This window comes from Bacillus sp. JH7 (genome assembly GCF_001563515.1).
In the GTDB taxonomy this organism is placed as follows: Bacteria; Bacillota; Bacilli; order Bacillales; family Bacillaceae_G; genus Bacillus_A; species Bacillus_A cereus.
This window is the reverse complement of the sequence record NZ_LPUS01000001.1, coordinates 2,901,856-2,927,267: the sequence shown is the minus strand read 5'-3', so window position 1 is coordinate 2,927,267 and position 25,412 is coordinate 2,901,856. Positions and strand designations below refer to the sequence as shown.

The window sequence follows — 25,412 nt, the reverse complement described above, 5'->3', positions numbered from 1 at the left end:
CCCCTCAAAGTATAAATTCCAAGAGGAACCGTTTTTTTATTTACTTATATACGTACAGCTGTACCACTGACAGCAACCATTAACATTCCATCACGAACAACTTCGTAATCTACGTCAATACCAACGATAGCGTTCGCACCTTTTTCTTTTGCAAGTTCTTTCATTTCGCCCATTGCAATATCACGAGCGTCTTTTAGTTTACTTTCGTAAGCACCAACACGGCCACCGACAACATCACGAACGGAAGCGAATACATCGCGGACAATATTTGCACCCATAATAGCTTCACCATTTACAATATCAATATACTCAATAATCTCTTTACCTTGAATTCCAGAAGTTGTTGTTACAATCATGACTGACACTCTCCTAATATTTTATAATTTTTGATTAGCTTTCTTATGTCATAGAAAAAGTAGTTCTGGTGCCAAAAATGCTTGATAGAAACATAGAATATTTTTGGCATCAGAAACAAGTCTAGTTTCTTACAGAATGAAAGCAAGGCAATTGTTTAACATATGTATCGCTATAACATATGCAATGGATCTTTTAGAAATAAGATAAGCCGCAGTAAGTATCAACGATCCAGGTAAATAAATAGCAATATCTGAAAGTTGGTTCGTATGAAGAAGTGTAAAAATCATAATCGAAATGATAGATGCAATAGCAGTACCAATATGGTAAGAAAAACGATTTATTAATATGTGGCGAAACACAATTTCTTCAAGTATTGGACCCAGAATACCAAATACAAGCAATGTAAATACAAGCGGTACCTCTGCACCCGTTTCAAGGAGCTGCTCTTGGTTCTCTGGTTGACCAGTTGCTAGAAAATACATAACACACTGTTCCACAATTAACGTAAATAAAACTACCATAGGAATACTTACTATTTTCAAAATTGTCTTCTCTTTAAAATAAGTAAAACTTTCAATAATTTCTTTCCTAAAGCAAATGATTCCTACAATAGCAGGTACAGTAAAACCGATGGCACTAAGAACAAATTCTGATTCAACTAAATTGACATTAGCTAAAAGTGATATGCCAAATAGTATGTACAAGCCAATTTGAAATGGTACAAACAGTGTAAAGATTATTAGCATAATGATTTCTTTTTTATTCATTTTTATAAAGTTCACTGTATTGCCCCCATAATTAAATTACCTATAATTTTTGATTTTTCTTTCTGCATAACGCTCTCCTTCTAAATATATTTATATAAGATTATAAACCGGACGGTTCGGTCCGAATCGAAATCTAATGATACTACAAGTTTCTAGTTTTTTAAACCCTTTTTATAAAGTATTAACAAAATCAAAATGGAAAAAAGCAAATATATTTATATTTCAGTTGCTTTGTTACAATTTAATTCCAGTAATCATTAATGGTTAATCTTTTATAGAATGAAGTGAAAGTGGGAGTAGTTCAAACACTTTAGCTAAACATATTAATAAAAATTATATATAATAATCATATGTCTATACATTAAAATTAACTATATATTTTTACACCTCTACGATTTTAGATAAAATTAGTTGTATAATATGACTGAACTAAACAATTGGTCATGTCGTTTTGACAGAAGATTCACTTAATTTATGTAGGTAATACAATTTGATTAACTTCTTTTCAAACCGTATTCTTTGAGGTTTCCATAAGATAGGGATTGATAAGATATTTCTGTTCCAAACTTATTTATACTTACAAAAAAATTAAGAAAATAGAGGGTAAACATTACCTAGAATATTAGGATCGTTTTCATTAGGAGGATTACAAAGCATGACTAAAGTTGATAAGGTTAAAGAAAAAATTATTGAAACATCTTTATATTTATTTAATACTAATGGGATAACTCGCACATCCATCCAGGATATAATGACAGCTACTGAACTACCTAAAGGATCTATTTATCGTAGATTCAAAAGTAAAGAAGAAATTGTCCTTGCTGCCTACGACAAAAGTGGTGAGATTATGTGGAGTCATTTTCATAAAGCAATGGAAAATAAAAAGACAGCAATTGATAAAATCCTTGCAATTTTCCTTGTATATCAAGATGCAGCTAATAATCCTCCTATTGCTGGAGGCTGTCCATTACTTAATAGTGCCATTGAAAGTACTGGAGTATTTCCAGAATTACAAAAAGCAGCAGCAAAAGGTTATGATGATACAGTAATGTTAATGGCTTCTCTCATAAAAGAAGGAATAGAGAAACAAGAATTTAAAGAAGATATAGAGGTTATATCACTCGCTTCCTTTCTTGCCTCTTCAATGGAGGGGGCTATTATGGCAAGTCGAGTATCTAACGATAATATACACCATCATTATTTTATTGAACAAATAAAACATCATCTTTTCATTTATTCTAAATAAGTGAGAACTTGCATTGTTTCCATCCAATTTTTATAAAATTAAATTGAGTAAATACCCCTTATAAATAGTAACTTCTGTTTATAAGGGGTATTTGAATAGACTTTAGCAAAGGGAGCTTTTTACACGTTGTTTGGATTATTTCACTAATACGAACTTTAGTTGAAGAGCAAGCCATAATGAAAAAGCTGTTTTAATATACTAATTATGTATCATATGTTAAAAAACTTATGTTATTTTGTTTTTCTAAGTTTATAGCTAAGAAGAATATAAGAATTAGAGGAGGGGGAAAATTGAAATTTTTTACGATATTTGCATCAAGGAATGATACAAGTGATATAGAAGGTTTCATTACTCAAGTTTTTCAAAATGGGTTTAAGGTTGAACGCAATAAAAATGAATATACGATTCAATCGAAAAGACTATTTGGCAAAAATAAAATTATTATTCGAGTGGATTCTGAAGAATCATCTCCTGATTATTTTTTCAATAATATTCCTGGAATGATGCACATGTACGATCAAATCGAATTTCAAGAAGAACATCTTAAGAAGATGGTTTTGGCACAGATTTCTGTAATTAATACCATAATCGCTATAGAGACGAAGAAGGATTATAGTGATGAATACGTGGAGCTGTTTCTTAAATTACTTAATGAGGTGAACGGTATTGGTTTTATTCCTGATCGAACTCTCATCGGGAAGGATGGAAAAGTAATTGTATTTCCGGATGGATCCTCTGGTCCTTCAGAATTTACTCCTCAAGCATGTACGAACAAAATAAGGGGACAGAATAGTACTTCTACCGATGGGGAGAAAAGAAAACAGAAATCGATAAGCTATCTGCAAGATAAAGGGATTCCATATATAGAAGGATTGCCTCAATTGCCTCCTTTGACAAGTATTCAATTAAGAAGCCGAGAAGAGATTACGAAGAGAGCAGTAGCTTTGTTGATTGTCATACAATATGCTTGTGATGTTGCCCAAGAAGGAGATTTGAAAACTTCCAAAGAGTTCGTCATGGAGCTGCTGAATCAATTTGATGTGGTTGAATCATTAACGATGCAGGAAAGGAATTTTCTAAATTCAGAGGAACCTGATGAGAAAGAAGCGATACAGATTGCATGGCAGTATGAAGCCCAATGGGTTTTGCTTTGGTCAATAGGCCTCGTGAATACACTGAAATTCCCAAGAGAAATCTGTGACTGTCATTATGCAATTAAACTTGTTTCTGATTGTAGTTCTTTTAATGAATTTTATCAAAAAACAAAATTGCGAAATGCAGAAGAAATTTTGGACGAGGCCGACCTTATTTATCGGCTTCATTGGGCTTGTGTACATGATAGAATTAATGCGAGAGAAGCAACTGCAGGTATGCATGAAAGTATTGTTATTGAAAGACGAAGAGGCTTGTTTTGGCTAATCAATTATAAAAATGAAGATTGGGATTGTATCTCCATGGATACATAATCCATATTCTTTGTCTGTAGAGCATTTGTATTCTAGATAATCGAATTATTGCTTCATCAGTTTAATCCCTTATAGAAAAACGGGCGAAAATGCCATAGATAGGAGAAAAAATAGTCTTTGATATCCTAAGCCTCATATACAACTTGAACGGCTTTGTTATCGTTACTACAGAAAAATGTGAATTAAATGTTAATCGATTTACATGTTTCAAGCGTATCTATATTGAGTTTGTAAATCTACACAATAAGTTTTCATTATATATTAAGTGTAGTAGAAGTTCAGATAGATAAAATTCGGTAGTCGAATTTTTTTGCATAAAGCTGTATAATGCTTGTAACGAAAGGGAAATACAGGAAGGGATTTGTAATGAGTTACTATGGAAAAAGATAAACAACAATTAAGCGTTGAAGTTGCAAGATTATATTATCAATCAGATTATAGTCAGCAAGAAATTGCTAACAAATTAAATATTTCAAGACCAACAATTTCTAGATTGTTAAAGTATGCGAAAGAAAAAGGGTTTGTTCAAATTAGCATCGCTGATCCATTTGCGGATTTAGATAACGTTGGGAATTTACTGAAAGAAAAATACAACTTGTTAGAGGCACATGTTGTATTTTCTCCAGTACCGGAATATGCAACGATTACAGAGTATATAAGTAAATATGCTGCTGAGTATATGGAAAAGACAGTTAAAAACGGTGATATTGTTGGTGTAAGCTGGGGAATGACTATGTATGAAATCGCTAGAAAAATCGTACCGCAACATGTAAAAGGGGTAGAGGTTGTCCAGCTAAAAGGTGGTATTAGTCATTCAAGTGTAAATACATATGCGAATGAAACGATAGCTTTATTTGCAGATGCTTTTCAAACGACGCCAAGAAATCTACCTCTTCCAGTTATATTTGATAATGCAGTGACAAAAGAATTAGTAGAGCAGGATCGACATATTCATCATATTATCGAAATGGGGAAGCAAGCGAATATTGCAATTTTCACTGTAGGAACAGTGCGAGACGAAGCGCTATTATTCCGATTAGGTTATTTCGATAAGGGTGAAACGAGTTTACTCAAAAAACAATCGGTTGGTGACATTTGTTCACGATTCTTTGATGGGGACGGAAATATTAGTAGTGAAGAAATTAATAAGCGGACCATTGGAATTGAGTTAGAAGAACTGAAATTAAAGAAACGTTCTATTTTAGTTGCAGGTGGTAATAGAAAAATCAAAGCAATTGATGGTGCGTTACGTGGCGGGTATGCAAATGTATTAATTATCGATCAGCATACAGCAAAAGAATTGTTACATTATCAAAAGGATTAGAAATAAAAGGCGTTCTCAAGATGTTAATTTTGAGAACGCCTTTTATTTTGTTATGTATGAATGATAGGAGTTTTTTGAACACAAGTTGCCTTTTTAAAAATAATTATGGATATGGAGATACATACTACCATTGTTAACATAAAAATTTTGATTATATATCTGAAATGTTCTTTGGTAGAATGCGCTTTATTTACTACAAGAAAATTCCTTTTAAAAAAGAATGAACAAAATTTCAAAAGTGTATTTACATTTGTTCAACTAAGAGTTAGAATGAAGTTGTTAAAAGATATGAGGAGTGAAGATAATGAACATTGCAAAGTTAATTGACCATACAATTTTAAAAGCTAATACTACTAAAGAAGATGTTATGAAAGTAATTGAAGAAGCAAAGGAATATAAATTCGCTTCTGTTTGTATTAACCCAACATGGGTAAAATTAGCGGCTGATGAACTAGCTGGACATGATGTAGACGTTTGTACTGTAATCGGTTTCCCATTAGGAGCAAGCACGACTGAAACAAAAGCATTTGAAACAAAAGATGCTATCGCAAAAGGTGCAACTGAAGTTGATATGGTAATCAACGTAGGCGCTTTAAAAGATGGCGACAACGAACTTGTTGAAAAAGATATTTATGAAGTAGTACAAGCAGCAAAAGGAAAAGCTCTTGTAAAAGTAATCATTGAAACTTGCCTATTAACAGATGAAGAGAAAGTACGCGCTTGTGAATTATCAGTAAAAGCTGGTGCTGACTTCGTAAAAACTTCAACTGGATTCTCAACTGGCGGAGCAACTGCTGAAGATATCGCATTAATGCGTAAAACAGTAGGACCAAACGTTGGTGTAAAAGCATCTGGTGGCGTTCGTACACGTGAAGATGCAGACAAAATGGTAGCTGCTGGAGCTTCTCGCGTTGGAGCAAGTGCTAGTGTTGCAATCGTATTAAATGATGCAAAAGGTGCTACAGATAACTACTAATCATTAATGAAGTCAAAAGCAATAGATACACAAAGTAAAGTGTATCTATTGCTTTAATAATTGAAAAAAATGTAAGCGGATACGAATGGGAGGAGACGGCTTATGAAATACTTAATCGGTGTTTTAGGCCTCGTATTGATTTTAGGTATCGCTTGGCTTGCTAGTAATGATAGAAAAAAAGTCAAATATCGCCCAATCATAACGATGGTTATATTACAATTCATTTTGGGATTTTTATTATTAAATACAAGTGTAGGGAATATATTAATTAGTGGAATAGCAGATGGTTTTGGAGAGTTATTAAAATATGCTGCTGACGGTGTGAATTTTGTATTTGGTGGATTAGTAAATCAAAAAGAGTTTTCGTTCTTTTTAAGTGTATTAATGCCAATCGTATTTATCTCGGCACTAATAGGTATATTACAACACATTAAAGTATTACCTATTATTGTGAAATCTATCGGTTTAGCATTAAGTAAAGTAAATGGAATGGGGAAACTAGAATCATATAATGCAGTTGCTTCTGCGATTTTAGGACAATCTGAAGTGTTTATTTCAGTTAAGAAACAACTAGGGTTATTGCCAGAGAAAAGAATGTATACATTATGTGCATCTGCAATGTCTACAGTTTCTATGTCTATCGTTGGATCATATATGGTGTTATTAAAACCACAATATGTTGTAACCGCTTTAGTGCTTAACTTATTCGGTGGCTTCATCATTGCTTCTATTATTAACCCGTATGAAGTTACTGAGGAAGAAGATATGTTAGAAGTGCAAGAAGAAGAGAAAAAGACTTTCTTTGAAGTATTAGGTGAATACATTATAGACGGATTTAAAGTTGCCATTACAGTAGCAGCTATGCTAGTCGGTTTCGTTGCTCTTATCGCATTCATCAATGCAGTATTTAAAGGTGTAATTGGTATCTCATTCCAAGAAATCCTTGGTTATGTATTTGCACCATTTGCATTTATTATGGGTGTGCCTTGGCATGAAGCAGTTAATGCAGGAAATATTATGGCAACAAAATTAGTATCAAATGAATTTGTCGCTATGACAGATTTAGCACAAGGAAACTTTAATTTCTCAGATAGAACGACAGCGATTATATCTGTATTCTTAGTTTCATTTGCAAACTTCTCTTCAATTGGAATTATTGCAGGGGCAGTTAAAAGCTTAAATGAAAAGCAGGGGAATGTAGTGGCAAGATTTGGTTTGAAATTACTATTCGGTGCAACGTTAGTAAGTTTCTTATCAGCAACAATCGTTGGCTTATTATTTTAATAGATTCGTATAATATAAAAAGGAATGGTGATTGTAATGAGAATGGTAGATATTATTGCAAAAAAACGTGACGGCAAAGAATTAACGACTGAAGAAATCAAATTCTTTATTAATGGATATACAGACGGAAGTATTCCTGATTATCAAGTGAGTGCACTTGCAATGGCAATCTTCTTTAAAGATATGACAGATCGCGAACGTGCAGATTTAACGATGGCGATGGTTGAGTCTGGTGAAACGATCGACTTATCAGCAATTGAAGGAATTAAAGTAGATAAACATTCAACTGGCGGTGTTGGTGATACTACAACATTAGTATTAGGACCATTAGTTGCTGCTTTAGATGTACCAGTAGCAAAAATGTCTGGTCGTGGTTTAGGACATACAGGCGGAACAATTGATAAATTAGAAGCGGTAGAAGGATTCCACGTTGAAATTACGAAAGAGCAGTTCATTGATATTGTAAACCGTGACAAAGTAGCTGTTATTGGACAAACAGGAAACTTAACACCTGCAGATAAAAAGATTTATGCATTACGCGATGTAACAGGAACGGTTAACTCAATTCCTCTCATTGCAAGTTCAATTATGAGTAAAAAAATTGCAGCAGGTGCTGACGCAATCGTACTTGATGTAAAAACAGGTGCTGGTGCATTTATGAAAACAGAAGAAGATGCAAAAGAATTAGCACATGCAATGGTACGTATCGGAAATAATGTAGGACGTCAAACTATGGCTGTTATTTCAGACATGTCACAACCGCTTGGTTTTGCTATTGGTAACGCTCTAGAAGTAAAAGAAGCGATTGATACGTTAAAAGGTGAAGGTCCAGAAGATTTAACAGAATTAGTACTTGTATTAGGTAGCCAAATGGTCGTACTTGCGAAAAAAGCAAATACGTTAGAAGAAGCTCGTGAAATGCTAATTGAAGTGATGAAAAACGGAAAAGCAACTGAGAAGTTTAAAGAGTTCTTAAGCAATCAAGGCGGAGATAGCTCAATTGTAGACAATCCAGAAAAAATGCCACACGCGAAGTATGTAATTGATGTACCTGCAAAAACTTCAGGTGTTATTTCTAACATTGTTGCAGATGAGATTGGTATTGCAGCTATGTTACTTGGTGCAGGTCGTGCAACGAAGGAAGATGAAATCGATTTAGCAGTAGGATTAATGTTACGTAAAAAAGTTGGCGATGCAGTAAAAGAAGGCGAGCCATTCGTAACAATCTACGCAAATCGTGAAAATGTAGAAGATGTAAAAGCAAAAATTTATGAGAACATCTCTATCGCTGAAACAGCAGTGGCTCCTAAATTAGTTCATACAGTTATTACTGACTAATCATCATTTCATTTACTTTGAGGGGGAAATAATATGGGTAAGAAAAAATATATTGAAGAAGCAAACAAGATGTTATCGAAAGCGTATATTCCGTATTCTAAATTTCCTGTTGGCGCAGCGTTAGTTACGAAAGAAGGGAAAATCTATACTGGTTGTAATATAGAAAATGCTTCTTACGGTTTATGTAACTGTGCAGAAAGAACAGCAATATTTAAAGCAGTATCAGAAGGTGAGCGCGATTTTAGTTACTTAGTTATTACAGGAGAAACTGATGGACCGATTTCACCATGTGGTGCGTGTAGACAAGTAATTGCTGAATTCTGTGATCCGAAAATGCCTGTATTATTAACGAATGTAAAAGGTGATGAAAAAGAAGTGACTGTTGAGCAGTTACTGCCAGGTGCTTTCTCAATAGAAGATTTAAAATAAATTGAAAAGCCATTCTACAATTATTATTTGTGGAATGGCTTTTTTATTTTCAAAAATTGAATGTAATATTTTGTTCATACTCCGTTCATAAACTTTGCTTAAAATAATTGCAGCGAATATAGAAAGTTTACAACAGGAGGAATAGAATGAAGAAATTATATAATGCGGCATTTATTTACTTAATTATTGGTTTATTATCAGGTGTATTTGCAAGAGAGTATTCGAAAGCACAAGGAATTAAAGGATCCACAATGTTGCAATTAGTGCATACACATGTATTAGTGCTCGGTTTTGTATTCTTTTTAATTGCTTTAGCCTTATGTAAAGTGTTTCATGTACAAGAAACAAAGAGCTTTTGTGCATGGTTTGTTGTTTATAATGTAGGAGTAATCTTTACTATTGCTACAATGCTATGGAGAGGTCTTCTACAAGTAAATGGAACTGACTTTTACGGTTTAAGCCATATGGCTGGATTAGGTCATGTTATTATAAGTGTCGGGCTCGTTTGGTTTATGATTTTGCTCAAAAAGTCTTTTAAATAGATAGGAGTGGGAAGAGTATGATAGCACTTTTATCAAGTATTTTAGCGGTTTGTATGGCTGTTGGTGTCATGTTTTTGCGCTTTAAAGCAGCGAAAAAGCCGGTAACGAAAAAGAAAATTATATTGCCGCCAATTTTTATGAGTACAGGCGCAACGATGTACTTTTTACCAGAGTTTCGATTAACATCGTTAGAAATAGTTGAGGCAATTAGTATAGGGCTTATCTTTTCTATTTTTCTTATTAAAACAACTAAGTTCGAAATAAAAGGCGAACATATATTTATGAAACCGTCAAAAGCATTCATATTTATTTTAGTAGGCTTATTAGCTGTACGCGTGGCATTAAAGTCATATTTAAGCCAATCAATTGATTTGGCAGAGTTAAGCGGCATGTTTTTCTTACTTGCATTTGCGATGATTGTGTCGTGGAGAATTGCAATGTATCGCTCGTTTACTAAATTAAAAAAGACAATAAAAAGAGCTGGAATTTCTATATAGGAAATCCAGCTCTTTTTATGTTTTATTAGAATTCTTTAGCTCGGAACTCATTTGCTTAATTTTAAACGTATTTGAGCATCTTGTAATGCAGCAGGTGTAACGTTAAGACCATTTTGATCAACAATTTTTGTGTTTAATAAAATGGAATCTAAGCTTCCACGAAATGTTTGTGTATAGTTTTGGCGCAACATTTGTTGTTCTTGTTTTTCATCAACTGTTAATCCATTCGCTTTTTCTTTTTTTGACAATTCGTTAATACGGAATAAAATGTTTTGCATTTTGTTCACCTCTTATTTAAATTTAAATTAGTAACTTACTAATTTATAGTTATTGTAACTTGTTTGGTTGCCTGTGTCAATACTATCTAAAATTTAGTTAAAAATTGACGAAAAATTATAACAATAATAGAATGAAGTGTATTGAATAATTAGTTTCACAATTATACATAAAACGCTAGGGGGATTATCATGAAATCAACATTTTTTGCTCAAAATAGAGAACGATTAGCAAACACATTACCAGAGGGGTCTATTGCGATTTTATTTGCGGGACAAGCACCGCATATGTCAGCTGATGCACATTATAAATTTGTACCGAATCGTAATTTTTACTACTTAACGGGAATCGATGAACCAAATGTTATTTTTATGCTGAAAAAGGTTGGAAGTAGTGTTGAAGAAACACTTTTCATTGAAAAGTCAGATCCAGTAATGGAAAAATGGGTCGGTAAAACAGTTTCTAACGAAGAAGCAGAGAAAATTTCAGGTATAAAGAAAGTTGTATATTTAGATAGCTTTGAAAAGACAATGTCAAATATACTTTTTACAGAAAATGCGAAGCATCTATATTTAGATATAGAACGTCGTGATTGGAATGGTACGGAGACAAAAACATTAGCATTTGCTAAACATGTAAGAGAAAAATACCCACACGTAAAAATTGGTAATGTATATCCGAACATTTGTGAATTACGAGTATTTAAAACAGAGGAAGAAATTGAAATTATTAAAGAAGCGATTGCTATAACGAAAGACGGTATTTACAACGTACTTAAGCATGCAAAAGCAGGCATGATGGAGTATGAATTAGAAGCACAATTTGATTTTACACTGAAGTCATCTGGCATTAAGTACCATGCGTTCAATACAATTTTGGCGAGTGGGAAAAATGCTACAGTTCTTCATTATGAAGATAATGATGCACAAATTCAAAATGGTGACTTAGTATTACTAGATTTAGGTGCTCAAAAAGACTACTATAACGCTGATATTAGTTATACATTCCCGGCAAATGGAACATTCTCTAGTCGCCAAAAACAAATTTATAATATTGTATTAAAAGCATTAAAAGAAACAACAGAGATTATTAAGCCAGGATTAAAGTTCGCTGCATTAAATGAGCATACAAAAAAGGTACTGGCAGAAGAGTGTAAAGCAATTGGTTTAATTCAAGAAGATGAAGAGTTATCAAAATACTATTATCATGGTGTCAGCCATTTCCTTGGTTTAGATACACATGATGTAGGAACATATAAAGATAGAGTGTTAGAAGAAGGTATGGTTATAACAATTGAACCTGGTCTTTATATTGAAGGAGAATCAATTGGAATTCGTATTGAAGATGACATTCTTGTAACGAAAGACGGGTATGAAAACTTGTCAAAAGATATCATTAGGGAAGTTGAAGAAATTGAAGAATTTATGAGTGTAAATAATGAACATGTAAAAGGAAACCAAGCTGTAGTAAAATAATAAAAGAGTCATCACTAATTTATTTGAACTTTATCTCGAATCGTGGACAATTAAAAAATCCATGATTCGGGATAGGGTTCTTTTCTTCGAAATACTAATCTTTAATTATTAATCCTAATAAAGTAGCAAACTGAACAGCTTGATATGTCGATACTTTACATCCTCTTAAATCGTTCACTGAAACTGTAAGTGTATCAAAGGTAGAAGAACTAATATCTATCCCCTTCAGTGATGTCTGATCAAAATTAGCTTCATCAAGACTACATAATTGGAATTCAACTTTTTTAAGTTTACAGTCAAAAAAATCTGCATTATTTAATGAAGTTTCATTGAAGATGATTTTTTCTAGTTTAGAATTTCCAAATGCCGCTAAATTCAAAATTGAATTCTCAAATTTAACATTTCCTAAGCTAGATCCTGTGAAATTTACTCCGATTAATTTACTGTTTTTAAATTCGACTCTGTGAACAGAAGAATTGCTTAAATTAACATTTGATAAATCACAGTTTTCAAAACAAACATCTGTAATATCAATATTGCTAAAGTCTGTATTAGTAAACTTACAGTTTTTTATCACCGCATCATATAACCGCACTCTATCTACAGATTCATTTTCGAAAGTGGAGTCTATAATTTCACACACTTCCAATGTTGGATCTTCTTCATAAAAAATATCTTGAAAATTCTTTGAAGATAACTCTGGTGAAATTTTTGGTCTATCAATTTTCATCGTATATCAATCCTCTTCTATTTGATATATTTGTGTAATTTGAGTCCATTGTCTGTGAGGAACATTAGTTCTTATTATACAGAAATCTAAGTTCTTTTGTGAAGAGCATTTTAGCTACATTTTTCTTATTTAATAATAGCAGTGTTATTGTTTCTTAAGAAATAACGTCAAAACAAATACGAGAACGGCTAATATAGTCGCTACAAGGAAAGCATTTTGTATTACTAAAATATTCGTCTCTTGTAATGTCTCCGCTTTTAGTAATTTTCCAATTAGCTTACGTAAGATCTAATTACATCTCCTTATTTTCTTGAAAATCAACTTCTATAATGATTTTGAAAAAGAATAAGGAGGGATTGTCCATGAAGCGAGTTGTATTAGCAGCCGTTACTGTCTCTGTAATATTTTTAATTGCTGCCTGTTCTGTGACGACAAATACAACAAATGATCATAAAAATATGAATGATAACAAAACACTACAGACTGAAACAGCTACAAAACCATTGAAGGTTGAAAAAGGGCCAGAAGTTACTTTAATAGCGAAAGAAGAAAAGCAAAAATTAAGTAACGGTGTTATTGTTCCAGTCTGGACATTTAATGGCTCATCTCCTGGTCCAGAAATTCGAGTGAAAAAAGGTGAAAAGGTGAAAGTGACATTAAAAAATGAATTATCTGCACCAGTATCTATTCATTGGCATGGATATCCTGTCCCAAATAACATGGATGGAATTCCGGGCGTGACACAAGATGCAGTTGAACCAGGAAAAAGTTTCACTTACGAATTTGAAGCGAACGTACCAGGAACGTACTGGTATCACTCGCATCAAGATTCTGTAAATCAATTAGATAGAGGTTTGTATGGAGCGCTCATTGTAGAGGATACAAAGGAAAAATATGATAAAGATTACACATTACTGTTGGATGAATGGGTTACAGATAAAGAAGAAATTAAAAAGCAGTTAAAAGAAATGACAAAAGGGCAAATAGGTAATAAATCTAAAGGTGATGAAAATACGAAAAAGAATGATGATAAGAACGGCATGGATCATTCTGGTATGGACATGGGCAGTGATCAAAAAGACTCTGGCAATATGGCAGGAATGGACCATGGAAATATGAAGATGGAAGGTCATGATATGAGTATGTATGATTTATTCACAATCAATGGAAAAAGCGGTGATTTAGTAGTGCCATTGAAAGTGAATAAGGGAGATAAAGTTCGTCTTCGACTTGTTAATGCTGGTTATCTATCACATGATATACATGTTCACGGTCATGATATAAAAGTAATTGCGACAGATGGTCAACCAATAAACAATCCAAAAGTTATAAAGGATAAAGTAATTTCAATCGCACCGGGTGAACGTTATGATATTGAATTTACTGCTAATAATCCTGGGAAGTGGTATGTTGAGGACCATTCAAAAAATAAAGGTGCAAAAGGAATGAAAGCTGTTATTGAGTATGATGGCAGCAAAGAGATGAAAGATAAAGCAGATGAAAAGGGAAAATTAGCGAAATTAGATATGACGAAATATGGTGCTAAAAAATTAGGTAGTTTCACGTTAAATCAAGAGTATACTGCCACATATAATATGGACTTAAATACGCAAATGAATGAAAATGAAATGGTATATACAATTAACGGAAAGGTATTTCCGGATATTGACCCAATTCAAGTAAAAAAGGGTGATTTAGTAAAAGTGAAATTGGTAAATCGTTCTAAAATGGATGATCACCCAATGCATTTACATGGTCACTTCTTCCAGGTGTTGAGTAAAGATGGAAAACCGATAGAAGGTTCTCCAATTGTAAAAGATACATTGAACTTAAAACCAGGAGAAGAATATGAAGTAGCCTTTGTAGCAGACAATCCCGGTGAGTGGATGTTCCACTGTCACGACCTACATCATGCTTCAGCAGGGATGGTAACGGAAGTGAACTATACAGATTATAAATCTGACTATGTTCCAAACCAAAACATTCCTAATAAGCCAGAATAATAGGAAGCAGTTATCCTATGGATAGCTGCTTATTCATTTTTGTTGCAAGTACTAATTTATATGTTGATTATGCCCAGGTGAAGGTGCAGGAGTATGATGTGGGAATGTCGCGAATACGGCAACGATAATTACTACACTAATTGAAAGTAATAACAAAAAACGCTGTTGGATAAAAGTAGAAAAGTTCTCCGATAACAATTGAATCACACAGGACATAGTAATCGTTATAGTAAGTAAAAGGCTAATGAACAATATACTATGAGCTTGTTGAGCGTTTAACATTTCTGTAATCATTGCTCCCATCATACTTGCCATTAATCCAGAGAACAGTCCTTCTAAAGCAGTATATAGGTGAAAACGTAGACCCACTAAAAAACCGATAAAACCACTAATTAAAATAGCAAGTAAAGTAGAATATAGTAATTCCCCCTTAAAGAGAATGCCTAAATAAAAACCAATACTTAAACCGATACTCATACTAAAAGACATAATAAATACCATATACTCCATTAGGGTACCCTTACGTTTAGAAATATTGGATGCAATAAGAATTGAGGTACAGCAAAGTGTTAAGGTAGTTAACGTATAAGCAAACATTATGATACCTCCTTGTCCTATCGTTCATTTCATCATATGTGTACTTATGATAATTTATATCTGCATATTATCTGCACAATTTCATAGATGTAAGCAAAGGAACGCTTGATTTTTTAGGGCGTCTTTTTTAATTGTAAGCATGTGAAAGAAATTGTTATATTATGAGTTTCTATTGTGAAGCCATAAAGAATAAGCGTATAATATTATAGGTCTCACATTTGCGAGACAAACCGCGAATGATAAATAAGATTGTTGTTTTATCATCGCTTCTAAACATATAGACAATGAAAGTAACACTGGAATACAGATAGGGAGTTATAAAATGAAATTAATTATTGCCGAGAAACCAGATCAAGGGTTGGCTCTTGTTTCACAGTTTAAATATCGCCGGAAAGATGGATATTTAGAAGTAGAAGCAAATGAGTTATTTCCAAATGGAGCGTACTGTACATGGGCAATTGGTCATTTGACGCAGTTATGTAATCCAGAGCATTATCACGCAGAGTGGAAAAAATGGTCACTTAATACATTACCGATGATTCCAGAGCGTTTTCAATTTGAAGTAACAAAGTCAAAGTATAAGCAATTTAACGTTGTGAAACAGCTGTTACATAATCCACAGGTAACAGAAATTATTCACGCAGGCGATGCTGGGCGTGAAGGGGAACTAATCGTACGAAATATTATTAATCTTTGTAACGTGCAAAAGCCGATGAAGCGTCTATGGATTTCGTCTTTAACGAAGCAAGCTATTTATCAAGGGTTTAAAAATTTACTTGACGAATCAGATACAATTAATACGTATTACGAAGCATACACAAGATCTTGTGCCGACTGGGTTGTTGGTATGAATGCATCACGTGTGTTTAGTATTTTGTTAAAGAAAAAAGGAATGAATGATGTATTTTCTGCTGGTCGTGTCCAAACACCAACGTTAGCATTGATTGTAAAGCGTGAGAAAGAAATTGAAAACTTTAAGTCAGAGCCTTTCTGGGAAGTGTTTGCAACCTTTAATATAGAAGGAAAGAAATATGACGGGAAATGGGAGAAGGATAATGAATCCCGCTTAAAAGACCCTGATATGGCGAATAAAATTGCGGCATTTTGCCAAGGGAAACCGGCTGTTGTGAAGGAAATGAAAACGGAGCGTAAAGAGTTTCAGCCGCCGCTTTTATTCAACTTATCATCACTGCAAGCAACGGCAAATAAAGCCTTTAAGTTTTCACCGAAAAAGACGCTTGATATAACGCAAGCACTCTATCAAAAAGGGATTGTTTCTTATCCACGTTCAGATTCTAACTATGTTACTCAAGGAGAAGCAGCGACGTTCCCTGATATTTTACAGAAGTTAAGTCAGTTTGATGAATATAAAGGTTTATTACCGGCTCCGGTTGAATCCATTATGAACAATAAGCGTTATGTAAATGAAAAGAAAGTAACAGATCACTACGCGATTATTCCGACAGAGCAAGTTACAAACCCAAGCAGACTATCAGGTGATGAAAAGAAAATATACGATATGATCGTAAGAAGGCTTATTGCAGCTCATTATGAAGTTGCAATCTTTGACTATACAACGATTGTAACGCTTGTAGATGAACGTGCTGAATTCATTTCAAAAGGAAAACAGCAAATTCAAGAAGGTTGGCGTAAAGTTATTTTCCAAGACGATAAAGATGACGAAACCATTCTTCCAATTGTAGCTGAAGGTGAAGAAGGAAAAGTTGTAAAGGTGAAAGTGAAAGAAGGAAAAACACAGCCACCGAAGCGTTATACAGAAGGACAACTTATTACGTTAATGAAAACAGCTGGTAAGTATTTAGAGAATGAAGAGCTAGAGAAGGTATTGAAGAAAACAGAAGGTTTAGGTACGGAAGCGACCCGCGCAGGGATTATTACGATGCTGAAAGACCGTAAATATATAGATGTAAAGAAAAACCAAGTGTATGCGACTGATAAAGGAAAAGTATTAATTACCGCAATTGGTGACAAAATACTAGCTTCACCGGAAATGACTGCGAAATGGGAACAACGTCTTGCGGAAATTGGTGAAGGTACAGCTTCACCAGCAACTTTTATGGAACAGACGAAAAAGCTATCAGCTAAAATTATTGAAGACGCAGTGGAAATGTCTGAGAAGTGGGATTTCACGGGACTACATGTTGAATCGATTGAACGAAAAGGATCGAAATTTACAACGGGTAAAAAGGTTGGTAGCTGTAAAAAATGTGATGGCGATGTAATTGATAAGTCAACGTTTTACGGTTGTTCTAACTATAATACAACGCAATGTGATTTCACCATTTCAAAGAAGATATTAAGTAAAACAATTTCGCAAAAGAATATGACAAAGCTCTTAAAAGGTGAAAAGACTGATTTAATTAAAGGTTTTAAAAAGGGCGAGAAAACGTTTGATGCGAAATTAGAGTGGAAAGATAATAAGATTAATTTTGTATTTGAGAATTAATTTGTTAAAAGAGCATGACATAAAATTGTCATGCTCTTTTGTTTTTCTTTGATATAAAATTTAACGATAAAAAAAATCCTTTAAATAATAATTTTTTATTGTAAAACGATAAATTTTGTATTAAAATCAAAATCATAATAAATGAGTGAGGTGCTCTTGTTAAAAGGTAACAACCTTATTTTAAAATTAGAGGAGGTATAACTATGAACAGTAACAATTTGATTGTTAAAAATATGGATAACCCCCATGAGTTGGAGAAGATGTATAGAAAAGATCCGAAAGCTTTTAAAAAAGCATTCTCACAAGCATGGGACCAAAACCCTGATTCTCAAATTCTAGGTGCTTGGTATGAAAGGTTGCATTTCAAGGAGAAAGTAAATAAAGAAAAAACATCTTTGTTTCAAAAAGGTTTCTTATTCATGGGCCTTTTAGCTATTCTGGCCGGCATAAGCACCAGGATCATTTTCCACTTTGTTGAGCAGGAAGCAATTGCTCCAATAAACTTGGCTTTTGGTGTAATTCCCTTTATTGCTGCTTATTTTGTTTACAATAATAAGCCGAAAAAAAGTATTATTTATTCCCTTATAGCGTTATTCCTAGTTTCCGGGGTGTATCTTAATACATTGCCAATAAATTATAAAGACAGTACCATACTTGCTTATTTACATCTTCCTATATTTTTATGGGTCTTAGTAGGGCTTGCGTTTACAGGAAATGAATATTCAAAAGGCGGTACAAGATTAGCCTATATTAAATTTAATTTAGAATATTGTCTTCTCTACGGGAGCATGGCAGTGAGCGGAATGATACTAGCAATATTCACCATGCGTTTATTTAGCTTTGTTGACTTAGATATAGGAGAGTTCTATTTTAGTAATGTTGTTTTATTTGGAGCAGCCGCTCTCGCTATTGTGACTGCATACTTAGTATCAATGAATCTTAAGCTTGCTAAAAATATTACACCATACATATCTAAAATTTTTAGTCCTCTCGTCCTGATCACCTTGCTTATCTATCTTATAACGGTAATTTGGGTCGGGAAAAATCCATTCTTGGATCGCAATTTCCTAATGGCCTTCAACGGAATACTGCTTGGTGTATTGGCTGTTACTATATTTTCTATCGTTGAGAGTGACTCGGACGAGAAAAAGAACATTTCAGATTATATAAATTTTTCCTTAATTGTTTTGGCACTTATTATTGATACTGTTGCATTGTCAGCCATCGTATTTAGACTTTCTTCTTACGGGATTACACCTAATAGACTAGCTGTTTTAGGTGTAAACATACTGATCTGGGCAAATCTAATTTGGATTATGTTTTCCTATATGCGTTTCTTGCAAAATAAATCAGGACCAAAAGCTATCCAAGATGCCGTTACGAAGTATTTGCCAATATACGGACTTTGGGCAGCTTTCGTTATATTTACGTTTCCTATCATTTTTAATTAGAAAGGATCTGTTAATGTAACGAAAAGTTAATTCTCTATAACATATAACATTTTTAGAGCCCATCGATTTATAATGGATATTATTACGTTTGTAGTTTCGGTAATTTCATTTGTATTGATAAATAAGAAGTAAGTGTTGTATGTAATCTTTCCATAATAAAAAACGTCCCAAAATGGGACGTTTTTTATTATGCATATTGCCGTTTTTTCTTAATAAGCAACAAAACTTGTGACACACAAGCTAGTACCGGTAACTCAATCAATGGTCCAATAACGAGTGCAAGTGCGATAAGAGGTTCGTCTGGAAAAGCGGTCACAGCGATAGCGAGTGCAACAGGTGAGTTTCTTGCTAACGTTGTTAAGCTTAGACTTACTGTATCTTTGTAAGATAAATGCATCATGCGCCCGATAAATTGTCCTAGTAAAAAATTAATGATGAAGAACAATAGAACAGGAACGAGTAATAATAAAACAACATTCATATTTTGTAGTAAATATTTACCTTGTGATGCAAACATCGCTACTATTGCTAAACTTAAAAATACAATTTGAGCAGAGCTGAAAAACGGAATGAGTTTATTCTCGAGAGGTTCAGCTTTTTTCATTTTATTCATAATGAACTTTGTAGCGTGTGCAAGTATAAATGGTAAGACGATTACGATAACAATACTTTCTACTAAAACAGAAATCGCTACAGTTTTCATGACACCAGCAAATAAAAATAAATAAATGGGAAGGAGCAGTACTTGCAAAATTAAATTTACAGGTAAAATTGCAGTAGAAAGTGCTACATTACCTTTCGCTATTTCAGTAAAGATTAAGTACCAATCTGTACATGGAGTAACCATTAACATTATAAATCCAACCCAAAGTGCTGGATGATCGGAAAGAAATAGTGCCCCTAACCCCCAAGCGAGTAAAGGTGTCCATAAGAAGTTAATAGTAAGACTTGTTCCAGCAAATTTTAAATTGCGAAATCCTTTTTTTATTTCTTTTAATGGGATGCTGAGGAATAATCCATATAGCATGAAAAATAAGAAGGGGACAATAAATTTGTCTGAATACGTATGTATCATATTAAATTGTCCGAGTACGATGCCGCATGTAACAGCAAAAAGAATAATAAAAGTTTGAATCTTTTCTATAGTGCTCATGAATAAATCCTTTCTATATATGAATTTTCCTCTCTAAGTTTATTATACAAGTAATAAAGATGTATTTGGTGTTCAATTGTATCTCGCTTAATATTTTTAAGTCGAGATTTTATTTTTTATTAAAAGTTACTTGACTAAAGTAAGTGGCTATATTACAATCACTTACATAAGGTAATTAAATAACAAAAAGTTACAATGGCGTAACTTAAGGTATCTATTGGAACTTTTTCTTAGAATAAGAATTTTTATGATGATGAATAATGAATATGAAAAGAAAGATTAGGTGAAGAAAATGGGACTATTTAGCTCATTATTTGGTAAAAAAGAAGAAAATAAGAATGTAGAGGGGAATAAAAAAATGTCAAAAGTATTATTTGTAAAAGCAAACGATCGTCCAGCGGAGCAAGCAGTTAGTTCAAAAATGTATGAAACATTTGTAAGTACTTATAAAGAAGCAAATCCAAATACAGAAATTACGGAATTAGATTTATTTGCATTAGATCTTCCTTATTACGGAAATATCGCGATTTCAGGTGGATATAAACGTAGCCAAGGTATGGAGTTAACAGCTGAAGAGGAGAAGGCAGTTGCTACAGTAGATCAATATTTAAATCAGTTTTTAGAAGCTGATAAGGTTGTATTTGCATTCCCATTATGGAACTTTACAGTACCAGCACCATTAATCACATATATTTCATACTTATCTCAAGCTGGAAAAACGTTTAAATATACAGCAAATGGCCCAGAAGGTTTAGTTGGTGGTAAGAAAGTAGTTGTGTTAGGTGCTCGTGGTTCAGATTACTCTTCAGAACAAATGGCTCCTATGGAAATGGCAGTTAATTACGTAACAACTGTACTTGGATTCTGGGGAATTACAAATCCAGAGACAGTTGTAATTGAAGGACACAATCAATATCCAGATCGTTCACAACAAATTGTTGAAGAAGGTCTAGAAAACGTTAAAAAAGTAGCAGCGAAATTTTAATTTATGATAGTAAATGGAAAAACCAACATGGATGACCGTGTTGGTTTTTTAGTCTATTTTTCATGTTAAAAAATGTATATTTATAAAATAAAAGAAAAGTTCGAAAATAGTATTGCAAAATATTATATAGCAAACTATAATGAGTTCAAGAATAGTTGATACTTAAATTAAATATTCAGAAAATTCAATTAGTTAAAATTGGAAAATGAGATAAGGAAATTTGAATGGGGGTTATATTATGGCGAATAAAGTACCGTTTTCGTTCATAGTAGTTATTGGATTAATGTTATTTGCACTATTTTTTGGAGCAGGAAATTTAATTTTCCCAGCGATGCTTGGTCAATCAGCAGGAGAGAATGTATGGATTGCTAACGCTGGATTTTTAGTAACTGGTGTTGGATTACCATTACTAGGTGTACTAGCATTTGGTTTTTCAGGTAAAGATGATTTACAGTCATTAGCAAGTCGTGCTCACCCAGTGTTCGGGATTGTATTTACAACAGTTTTATACTTAGCGATCGGTCCATTATTTGCAATACCGAGAACAGGAAATGTATCTTATGAAATTGGTCTTAAGCCGTTTATGCCAGAGGGAGTAGGTTCTACACCTTTAATTCTTTTCACAATTATATTCTTTAGCATCACTTGTTTTTTTTCGCTAAATCCCGCGAAAATTGTCGATATTGTTGGAAAAATTTTAACGCCAATTAAGTTGACTTTCATCGGTATTTTAGTAATCGTTGCTTTTATACATCCGATTGGAGATATGCAAGCACCAGTGGAAGCTTATACATCACATGCATTCTTTAAAGGATTCCAAGAAGGATACTTAACGATGGATACGCTTGCATCATTCGTATTCGGGATTATCATCATCAATGCTATTAAAGAAAAAGGTGCGAAAACGAAAACACAAATTATGGTCGTTTGTGCAAAAGCGACAATAATTGCAGCATCTATTTTAGCAATTATCTATACAGCTCTTTCTTATATGGGTGCTTCAAGTGTTGCAAAGCTTGGACATTTAGAAAACGGCGGAGAAGTATTAGCGAAAGTTTCTAACTACTATTTCGGATCATATGGCGGAGTATTATTAGGATTAATGATTACAGTAGCTTGTTTAACAACTAGTGTGGGACTTGTATCAGCATGTTCTTCATTCTTCCATAAGTTATTCCCAAATGTTCCTTACAAAGCAATTGCAATCACGCTATGTGTATTTAGTGCAATTGTTGCAAACGTAGGATTAACACAGTTAATCGCAGTTTCTGTTCCAGTATTAACAGCAATTTATCCACTAGCAATCGTATTGATTTTCTTAACATTCTTCCATTCATTATTCAAAGGAAGAGCTGAAGTTTATCAAGTGAGCTTAATCGTAACATTTATCATCAGCTTATTCGATGGATTAAGTGCAGCTGGAGTTAACATTGAAGTAGTAAGCCAAGTGTTCACTAAATTCCTTCCGATGCAGGAAGTAGGATTAGGCTGGATCTTCCCAGCGATTATCGGTGGATTTATCGGATATGGCATTAGCGTTGTAAAAGCAAAAAATCAAGTTCAACCAGCAACTAGAGCGGATAAGAAAATAGGTTAAATAAAAAAGTTATAGAACTTGTTTCTATAACTTTTTTTGTTACTATTAATAATGAGAAAAAATAAAGTAGTAGGGGAAATAAAATGAAAAAAACAATTGATCATATCGGAATCGCAGTTCGTGATATAGATAGTACCATACGTTTTTATGAACAGGTTCTATCAGGAGAATTAATAGATCGTTACGTAAGTGAGGCACCAGGTGTAGAAAGCGAAGTAGCCATTCTTGAAGTGGATGGAGATAGAATTGAATTACTTGCGCCGACAAATAACACCACTTCACCAATTGCCCGATTTATAAAACAAAAAGGTAAAGGTGTACATCATGTTGCGTATCGTGTCGATGATTTAGATGTGGCTCTAGAAGAGTTAAAAGAACAAGGTATTCGGACATTAGAGCATACACTACGCATTAATAAGCACGGTAGAAGGTTAATTTATCTTAACCCAGCGGATACAGAAGGAACGATTATCGAGTATTGTGATTATCCGGAAGAGAAATAGAAGAGGGATATTTTTTTAAAGGTGTTACGTAATAACGTAATACCTTTTTATTTATGTATTTCACATTTTCTTCACAAATGATTCACGATAACTTTTCTTCTTTGATAACTTACATAAATATATTTTATGATATAATAACAATCGGCTTTAAAAATGTAAGTTGTATCTATCGTGATAGTTACTATTATATTAGAAGTTTATATTTAATCAGGTTAATATTTCGCCCGAGAATCAAACTTCGGAAGTTAAAGTAATGAAAATAGAGCAATGAGGAAGAAAGAAGTGAAATGAGTGTGAAAGTAATGAGAAGATTAGGGACATGGCTATTACTTGTGTGTGTGCTTATCATATTGATACCGCAAAGTGCATCTGCTCATGCGTACGTTGTGAAATCAAACCCTACTGAAAATGAAACATTGAAGAAAGCACCATCTGTTGTAAAAATCGAATTCGATGAGGACATACAAGTTTCAAGTTTTAATACATTGTACGTGAGAGATACATCAGGTAAAAGGGTCGATTTAAAAGATGCTCATATTGATAAAAAAAATAAAAAGCTATTAGAAGCTGGATTAAAAGACAATCTCAAAAATGGTCTTTACTCTATTCAGTGGAAAGTGATTTCAGCTGATGGACATCCAATTCAAGGAGTTATCCCGTTCCGGGTTGGATTAGCGGAAGCGGAAACAGACGATATACAAGTGGAAGAGATGGGCTACGTCCCACAAATCGATATGATTATGGAACGTGGAATTTTATATACAAGTTTCTCACTATTTATAGGAGTGCTATTCTTTAATCTTATTATGTATAAAGGCAATGCAACCTCGGTTCGATCAAGGAGTAAGAACATAATATGGATCTCTTTATTTGGGATATTGATTAGCTTGTTATTCAATCTACCACTGCAAGCGAAAATAAATGCTGATGTTTCATGGCTAGAAGCATTCAATCCTTTACTATTAAAAGAAACATTACAGCTTTCTGTTTTTGGTTATGTATGGATTACTCAAATGGTTCTCATTAGTACGCTTATAATTGTTACGTATTTTGCGGTGAAGCATGAGAAGTTTTCGTCGTTTAAAGTATGGAGTATTCCAATACTATTGTTTATAGGGCTACTTGTTATGAAGGCCTTTAATAGTCACGCATACGGTTTAAAGTTTAAAGACATTGCTGTCGTTATGGATTTTCTACATTTATTAGCAGCTTCATTATGGGTTGGTGGTTTATCATCTATTATTCTTCTTTTATGTAAAGAGGATAATAAGTGGCATATGTATTGGGATATGATTAAGCGTTTTTCACCGTGGGCAACAGGTGCTGTCATTGTGATTTTAATAACAGGCCTTTTTAATAGTACATTTTTTATTCCAACAATCCACTCGTTATTTGATACGAAGTATGGATTGGCTTTATTAGCAAAGATACTATTATTTATTTTCATGGGGATATTGGGAATTATTCATTATGTGAAAGGGAGAATAAGAGCGCAGCAAGGATTAGGAGCTACGGTGAAAGTAGAGTTTGTCATTGGAATTATCATTTTCGTAATCGTAGCTTTTATGACAAACGTACAAACACCACCGATGCCTCCTACTGGACCATTTACAGAGAGTAAGCAATTAGATAATGGATATGAACTTACGCTAAATGTAAGTCCGAATAAGGTAGGACAAAATAAATTCCATATTACACTAAAGGACGAAAAGGGACAGCCTGTTACTGATATGGAACAAATGATATTGACGACTCAATCATTAGATATGAACATGGGAAAAGGTTCATTTAAAGTTTCAGTAGTTTCACCAGGAGAATATGAAGCAGAAGGTATGTATATTAATATGACAGGAAACTGGAATATACATGTTCATGGATTAACAAAATCTCTTGATAGTTTCGATACAGATTTTAAATTTATTGTAGGTGGCAGATAAAATTTTACCAAT

Annotated in this window: 23 protein-coding genes; 17 read left to right on the top strand and 6 right to left on the bottom strand. The window is 33.5% G+C overall.

Annotated elements, in window-relative coordinates; genetic code table 11:
* Positions 1-44: 44 nt before the first annotated feature.
* Positions 45-356: a heavy metal-binding domain-containing protein gene (locus tag AU379_RS14645; protein ID WP_000637518.1), complete on the bottom strand. Its 312-nt coding sequence runs from the start codon at positions 354-356 to the stop codon at positions 45-47.
* A gap of 129 nt (positions 357-485) precedes the next feature.
* Positions 486-1,139 carry a type II CAAX endopeptidase family protein gene (locus AU379_RS14640; RefSeq protein WP_001009300.1) on the bottom strand — a complete coding sequence of 218 codons (654 nt, stop codon included), beginning with the start codon at positions 1,137-1,139 and terminating at the stop codon, positions 486-488.
* Positions 1,140-1,779: 640 nt separating this feature from the next.
* Between AU379_RS14640 and AU379_RS14635 the strand changes: the two genes are divergently transcribed.
* The 9 genes from AU379_RS14635 (at position 1,780) to AU379_RS14590 (ending at position 10,226) form a co-directional block, all read left to right on the top strand.
* A complete protein-coding gene (locus AU379_RS14635) occupies positions 1,780-2,370 on the top strand; it encodes a TetR/AcrR family transcriptional regulator (RefSeq protein ID WP_061139438.1) in 591 nt (196 codons plus the stop codon).
* A 290-nt stretch (positions 2,371-2,660) separates the two neighbouring features.
* The gene (locus tag AU379_RS14630; RefSeq protein WP_000668091.1) at positions 2,661-3,836 is read left to right on the top strand and encodes a DUF4272 domain-containing protein; all 1,176 of its coding nucleotides are present in this window, start codon (positions 2,661-2,663) and stop codon (positions 3,834-3,836) included.
* A gap of 376 nt (positions 3,837-4,212) precedes the next feature.
* Entirely contained in the window at positions 4,213-5,160 is a 948-nt protein-coding gene (locus AU379_RS14625) for a sugar-binding transcriptional regulator (protein WP_000409785.1), read from the top strand.
* A 304-nt stretch (positions 5,161-5,464) separates the two neighbouring features.
* Positions 5,465-6,136 carry a deoxyribose-phosphate aldolase gene (gene deoC, locus AU379_RS14615; RefSeq protein ID WP_001017441.1) on the top strand — a complete coding sequence of 224 codons (672 nt, stop codon included), beginning with the start codon at positions 5,465-5,467 and terminating at the stop codon, positions 6,134-6,136.
* Between the two features lie 102 nt (positions 6,137-6,238).
* On the top strand, positions 6,239-7,420 hold the full coding sequence (locus AU379_RS14610) for a NupC/NupG family nucleoside CNT transporter (protein ID WP_000876192.1): 1,182 nt from the start codon (positions 6,239-6,241) through the stop codon (positions 7,418-7,420).
* 36 nt (positions 7,421-7,456) lie between these two features.
* Positions 7,457-8,758, top strand: a complete 1,302-nt coding sequence (locus tag AU379_RS14605; protein ID WP_061139437.1) for a pyrimidine-nucleoside phosphorylase — start codon at positions 7,457-7,459, stop codon at positions 8,756-8,758.
* Between the two features lie 33 nt (positions 8,759-8,791).
* Positions 8,792-9,187, top strand: coding sequence for a cytidine deaminase (locus AU379_RS14600; RefSeq protein WP_000516778.1), 396 nt, complete (start codon positions 8,792-8,794; stop codon positions 9,185-9,187).
* A gap of 146 nt (positions 9,188-9,333) precedes the next feature.
* Positions 9,334-9,729: a DUF2871 domain-containing protein gene (locus AU379_RS14595; protein ID WP_000737863.1), complete on the top strand. Its 396-nt coding sequence runs from the start codon at positions 9,334-9,336 to the stop codon at positions 9,727-9,729.
* A 17-nt stretch (positions 9,730-9,746) separates the two neighbouring features.
* Positions 9,747-10,226, top strand: coding sequence for a cytochrome c biogenesis protein CcdC (locus AU379_RS14590; RefSeq protein ID WP_000561046.1), 480 nt, complete (start codon positions 9,747-9,749; stop codon positions 10,224-10,226).
* A 47-nt stretch (positions 10,227-10,273) separates the two neighbouring features.
* Here the strand turns inward: AU379_RS14590 and AU379_RS14585 are convergent, their stop codons facing one another.
* Entirely contained in the window at positions 10,274-10,504 is a 231-nt protein-coding gene (locus AU379_RS14585) for a DUF896 domain-containing protein (protein WP_001179612.1), read from the bottom strand.
* Positions 10,505-10,693: 189 nt separating this feature from the next.
* On the opposite strand from AU379_RS14585, the gene AU379_RS14580 reads away from it, so the two are divergent.
* Positions 10,694-11,977: an aminopeptidase P family protein gene (locus AU379_RS14580; RefSeq protein WP_061139436.1), complete on the top strand. Its 1,284-nt coding sequence runs from the start codon at positions 10,694-10,696 to the stop codon at positions 11,975-11,977.
* A 94-nt stretch (positions 11,978-12,071) separates the two neighbouring features.
* Here AU379_RS14580 and AU379_RS14575 read toward each other — a convergent pair whose 3' ends face one another.
* On the bottom strand, positions 12,072-12,707 hold the full coding sequence (locus AU379_RS14575; RefSeq protein WP_000687273.1) for a pentapeptide repeat-containing protein: 636 nt from the start codon (positions 12,705-12,707) through the stop codon (positions 12,072-12,074).
* A gap of 362 nt (positions 12,708-13,069) precedes the next feature.
* Between AU379_RS14575 and AU379_RS14570 the strand changes: the two genes are divergently transcribed.
* A complete protein-coding gene (locus tag AU379_RS14570; RefSeq protein ID WP_030025079.1) occupies positions 13,070-14,710 on the top strand; it encodes a multicopper oxidase family protein in 1,641 nt (546 codons plus the stop codon).
* 51 nt (positions 14,711-14,761) lie between these two features.
* Here AU379_RS14570 and AU379_RS14565 read toward each other — a convergent pair whose 3' ends face one another.
* Positions 14,762-15,307 carry a hypothetical protein gene (locus AU379_RS14565; protein ID WP_000458530.1) on the bottom strand — a complete coding sequence of 182 codons (546 nt, stop codon included), beginning with the start codon at positions 15,305-15,307 and terminating at the stop codon, positions 14,762-14,764.
* 322 nt (positions 15,308-15,629) lie between these two features.
* On the opposite strand from AU379_RS14565, the gene topB reads away from it, so the two are divergent.
* Together topB and AU379_RS14555 are read left to right on the top strand one after the other, a co-directional pair.
* Complete coding sequence (gene topB, locus AU379_RS14560) at positions 15,630-17,774, top strand: DNA topoisomerase III (protein WP_000766771.1); 2,145 nt, start codon at positions 15,630-15,632, stop codon at positions 17,772-17,774.
* Positions 17,775-17,977: 203 nt separating this feature from the next.
* Positions 17,978-19,225: a DUF4153 domain-containing protein gene (locus AU379_RS14555; protein WP_001087657.1), complete on the top strand. Its 1,248-nt coding sequence runs from the start codon at positions 17,978-17,980 to the stop codon at positions 19,223-19,225.
* Positions 19,226-19,412: 187 nt separating this feature from the next.
* Here AU379_RS14555 and AU379_RS14550 read toward each other — a convergent pair whose 3' ends face one another.
* Positions 19,413-20,378, bottom strand: a complete 966-nt coding sequence (locus AU379_RS14550; protein WP_061139435.1) for a bile acid:sodium symporter — start codon at positions 20,376-20,378, stop codon at positions 19,413-19,415.
* Between the two features lie 292 nt (positions 20,379-20,670).
* Here AU379_RS14550 and AU379_RS14545 point away from each other — a divergent pair, with 292 nt between their 5' ends.
* From AU379_RS14545 to AU379_RS14530, 4 genes are all read left to right on the top strand, one after another.
* A complete protein-coding gene (locus tag AU379_RS14545; RefSeq protein ID WP_000522502.1) occupies positions 20,671-21,363 on the top strand; it encodes an FMN-dependent NADH-azoreductase in 693 nt (230 codons plus the stop codon).
* A gap of 238 nt (positions 21,364-21,601) precedes the next feature.
* Positions 21,602-22,960, top strand: coding sequence for a branched-chain amino acid transport system II carrier protein (gene brnQ, locus AU379_RS14540; RefSeq protein WP_001284785.1), 1,359 nt, complete (start codon positions 21,602-21,604; stop codon positions 22,958-22,960).
* A gap of 83 nt (positions 22,961-23,043) precedes the next feature.
* Positions 23,044-23,463 (top strand): VOC family protein, encoded by a 420-nt coding sequence (locus tag AU379_RS14535; protein WP_000750855.1) that lies wholly within the window; start codon positions 23,044-23,046, stop codon positions 23,461-23,463.
* Positions 23,464-23,750: 287 nt separating this feature from the next.
* The gene (locus AU379_RS14530) at positions 23,751-25,400 is read left to right on the top strand and encodes a copper resistance CopC/CopD family protein (RefSeq protein ID WP_000114337.1); all 1,650 of its coding nucleotides are present in this window, start codon (positions 23,751-23,753) and stop codon (positions 25,398-25,400) included.
* Positions 25,401-25,412 lie beyond the last annotated feature (12 nt).

What these genes read in the sequence shown, in the direction of transcription:
- AU379_RS14645 (WP_000637518.1), bottom strand. Translation starts at nt 356, where the DNA reads ATGATTGTAACAACAACTTCTGGAATTCAAGGTAAAGAGATTATTGAG.
- AU379_RS14575 (WP_000687273.1), bottom strand. Translation starts at nt 12,707, where the DNA reads ATGAAAATTGATAGACCAAAAATTTCACCAGAGTTATCTTCAAAGAAT.
- AU379_RS14570 (WP_030025079.1), top strand. Translation starts at nt 13,070, where the DNA reads ATGAAGCGAGTTGTATTAGCAGCCGTTACTGTCTCTGTAATATTTTTA.
- AU379_RS14580 (WP_061139436.1), top strand. Translation starts at nt 10,694, where the DNA reads ATGAAATCAACATTTTTTGCTCAAAATAGAGAACGATTAGCAAACACA.
- AU379_RS14585 (WP_001179612.1), bottom strand. Translation starts at nt 10,504, where the DNA reads ATGCAAAACATTTTATTCCGTATTAACGAATTGTCAAAAAAAGAAAAA.
- AU379_RS14605 (WP_061139437.1), top strand. Translation starts at nt 7,457, where the DNA reads ATGAGAATGGTAGATATTATTGCAAAAAAACGTGACGGCAAAGAATTA.
- AU379_RS14565 (WP_000458530.1), bottom strand. Translation starts at nt 15,307, where the DNA reads ATGTTTGCTTATACGTTAACTACCTTAACACTTTGCTGTACCTCAATT.
- AU379_RS14610 (WP_000876192.1), top strand. Translation starts at nt 6,239, where the DNA reads ATGAAATACTTAATCGGTGTTTTAGGCCTCGTATTGATTTTAGGTATC.
- AU379_RS14545 (WP_000522502.1), top strand. Translation starts at nt 20,671, where the DNA reads ATGGGACTATTTAGCTCATTATTTGGTAAAAAAGAAGAAAATAAGAAT.
- AU379_RS14530 (WP_000114337.1), top strand. Translation starts at nt 23,751, where the DNA reads ATGAGTGTGAAAGTAATGAGAAGATTAGGGACATGGCTATTACTTGTG.
- AU379_RS14635 (WP_061139438.1), top strand. Translation starts at nt 1,780, where the DNA reads ATGACTAAAGTTGATAAGGTTAAAGAAAAAATTATTGAAACATCTTTA.
- AU379_RS14535 (WP_000750855.1), top strand. Translation starts at nt 23,044, where the DNA reads ATGAAAAAAACAATTGATCATATCGGAATCGCAGTTCGTGATATAGAT.
- topB (WP_000766771.1), top strand. Translation starts at nt 15,630, where the DNA reads ATGAAATTAATTATTGCCGAGAAACCAGATCAAGGGTTGGCTCTTGTT.
- AU379_RS14595 (WP_000737863.1), top strand. Translation starts at nt 9,334, where the DNA reads ATGAAGAAATTATATAATGCGGCATTTATTTACTTAATTATTGGTTTA.
- AU379_RS14590 (WP_000561046.1), top strand. Translation starts at nt 9,747, where the DNA reads ATGATAGCACTTTTATCAAGTATTTTAGCGGTTTGTATGGCTGTTGGT.
- AU379_RS14555 (WP_001087657.1), top strand. Translation starts at nt 17,978, where the DNA reads ATGAACAGTAACAATTTGATTGTTAAAAATATGGATAACCCCCATGAG.
- deoC (WP_001017441.1), top strand. Translation starts at nt 5,465, where the DNA reads ATGAACATTGCAAAGTTAATTGACCATACAATTTTAAAAGCTAATACT.
- AU379_RS14625 (WP_000409785.1), top strand. Translation starts at nt 4,213, where the DNA reads ATGGAAAAAGATAAACAACAATTAAGCGTTGAAGTTGCAAGATTATAT.
- brnQ (WP_001284785.1), top strand. Translation starts at nt 21,602, where the DNA reads ATGGCGAATAAAGTACCGTTTTCGTTCATAGTAGTTATTGGATTAATG.
- AU379_RS14600 (WP_000516778.1), top strand. Translation starts at nt 8,792, where the DNA reads ATGGGTAAGAAAAAATATATTGAAGAAGCAAACAAGATGTTATCGAAA.
- AU379_RS14550 (WP_061139435.1), bottom strand. Translation starts at nt 20,378, where the DNA reads ATGAGCACTATAGAAAAGATTCAAACTTTTATTATTCTTTTTGCTGTT.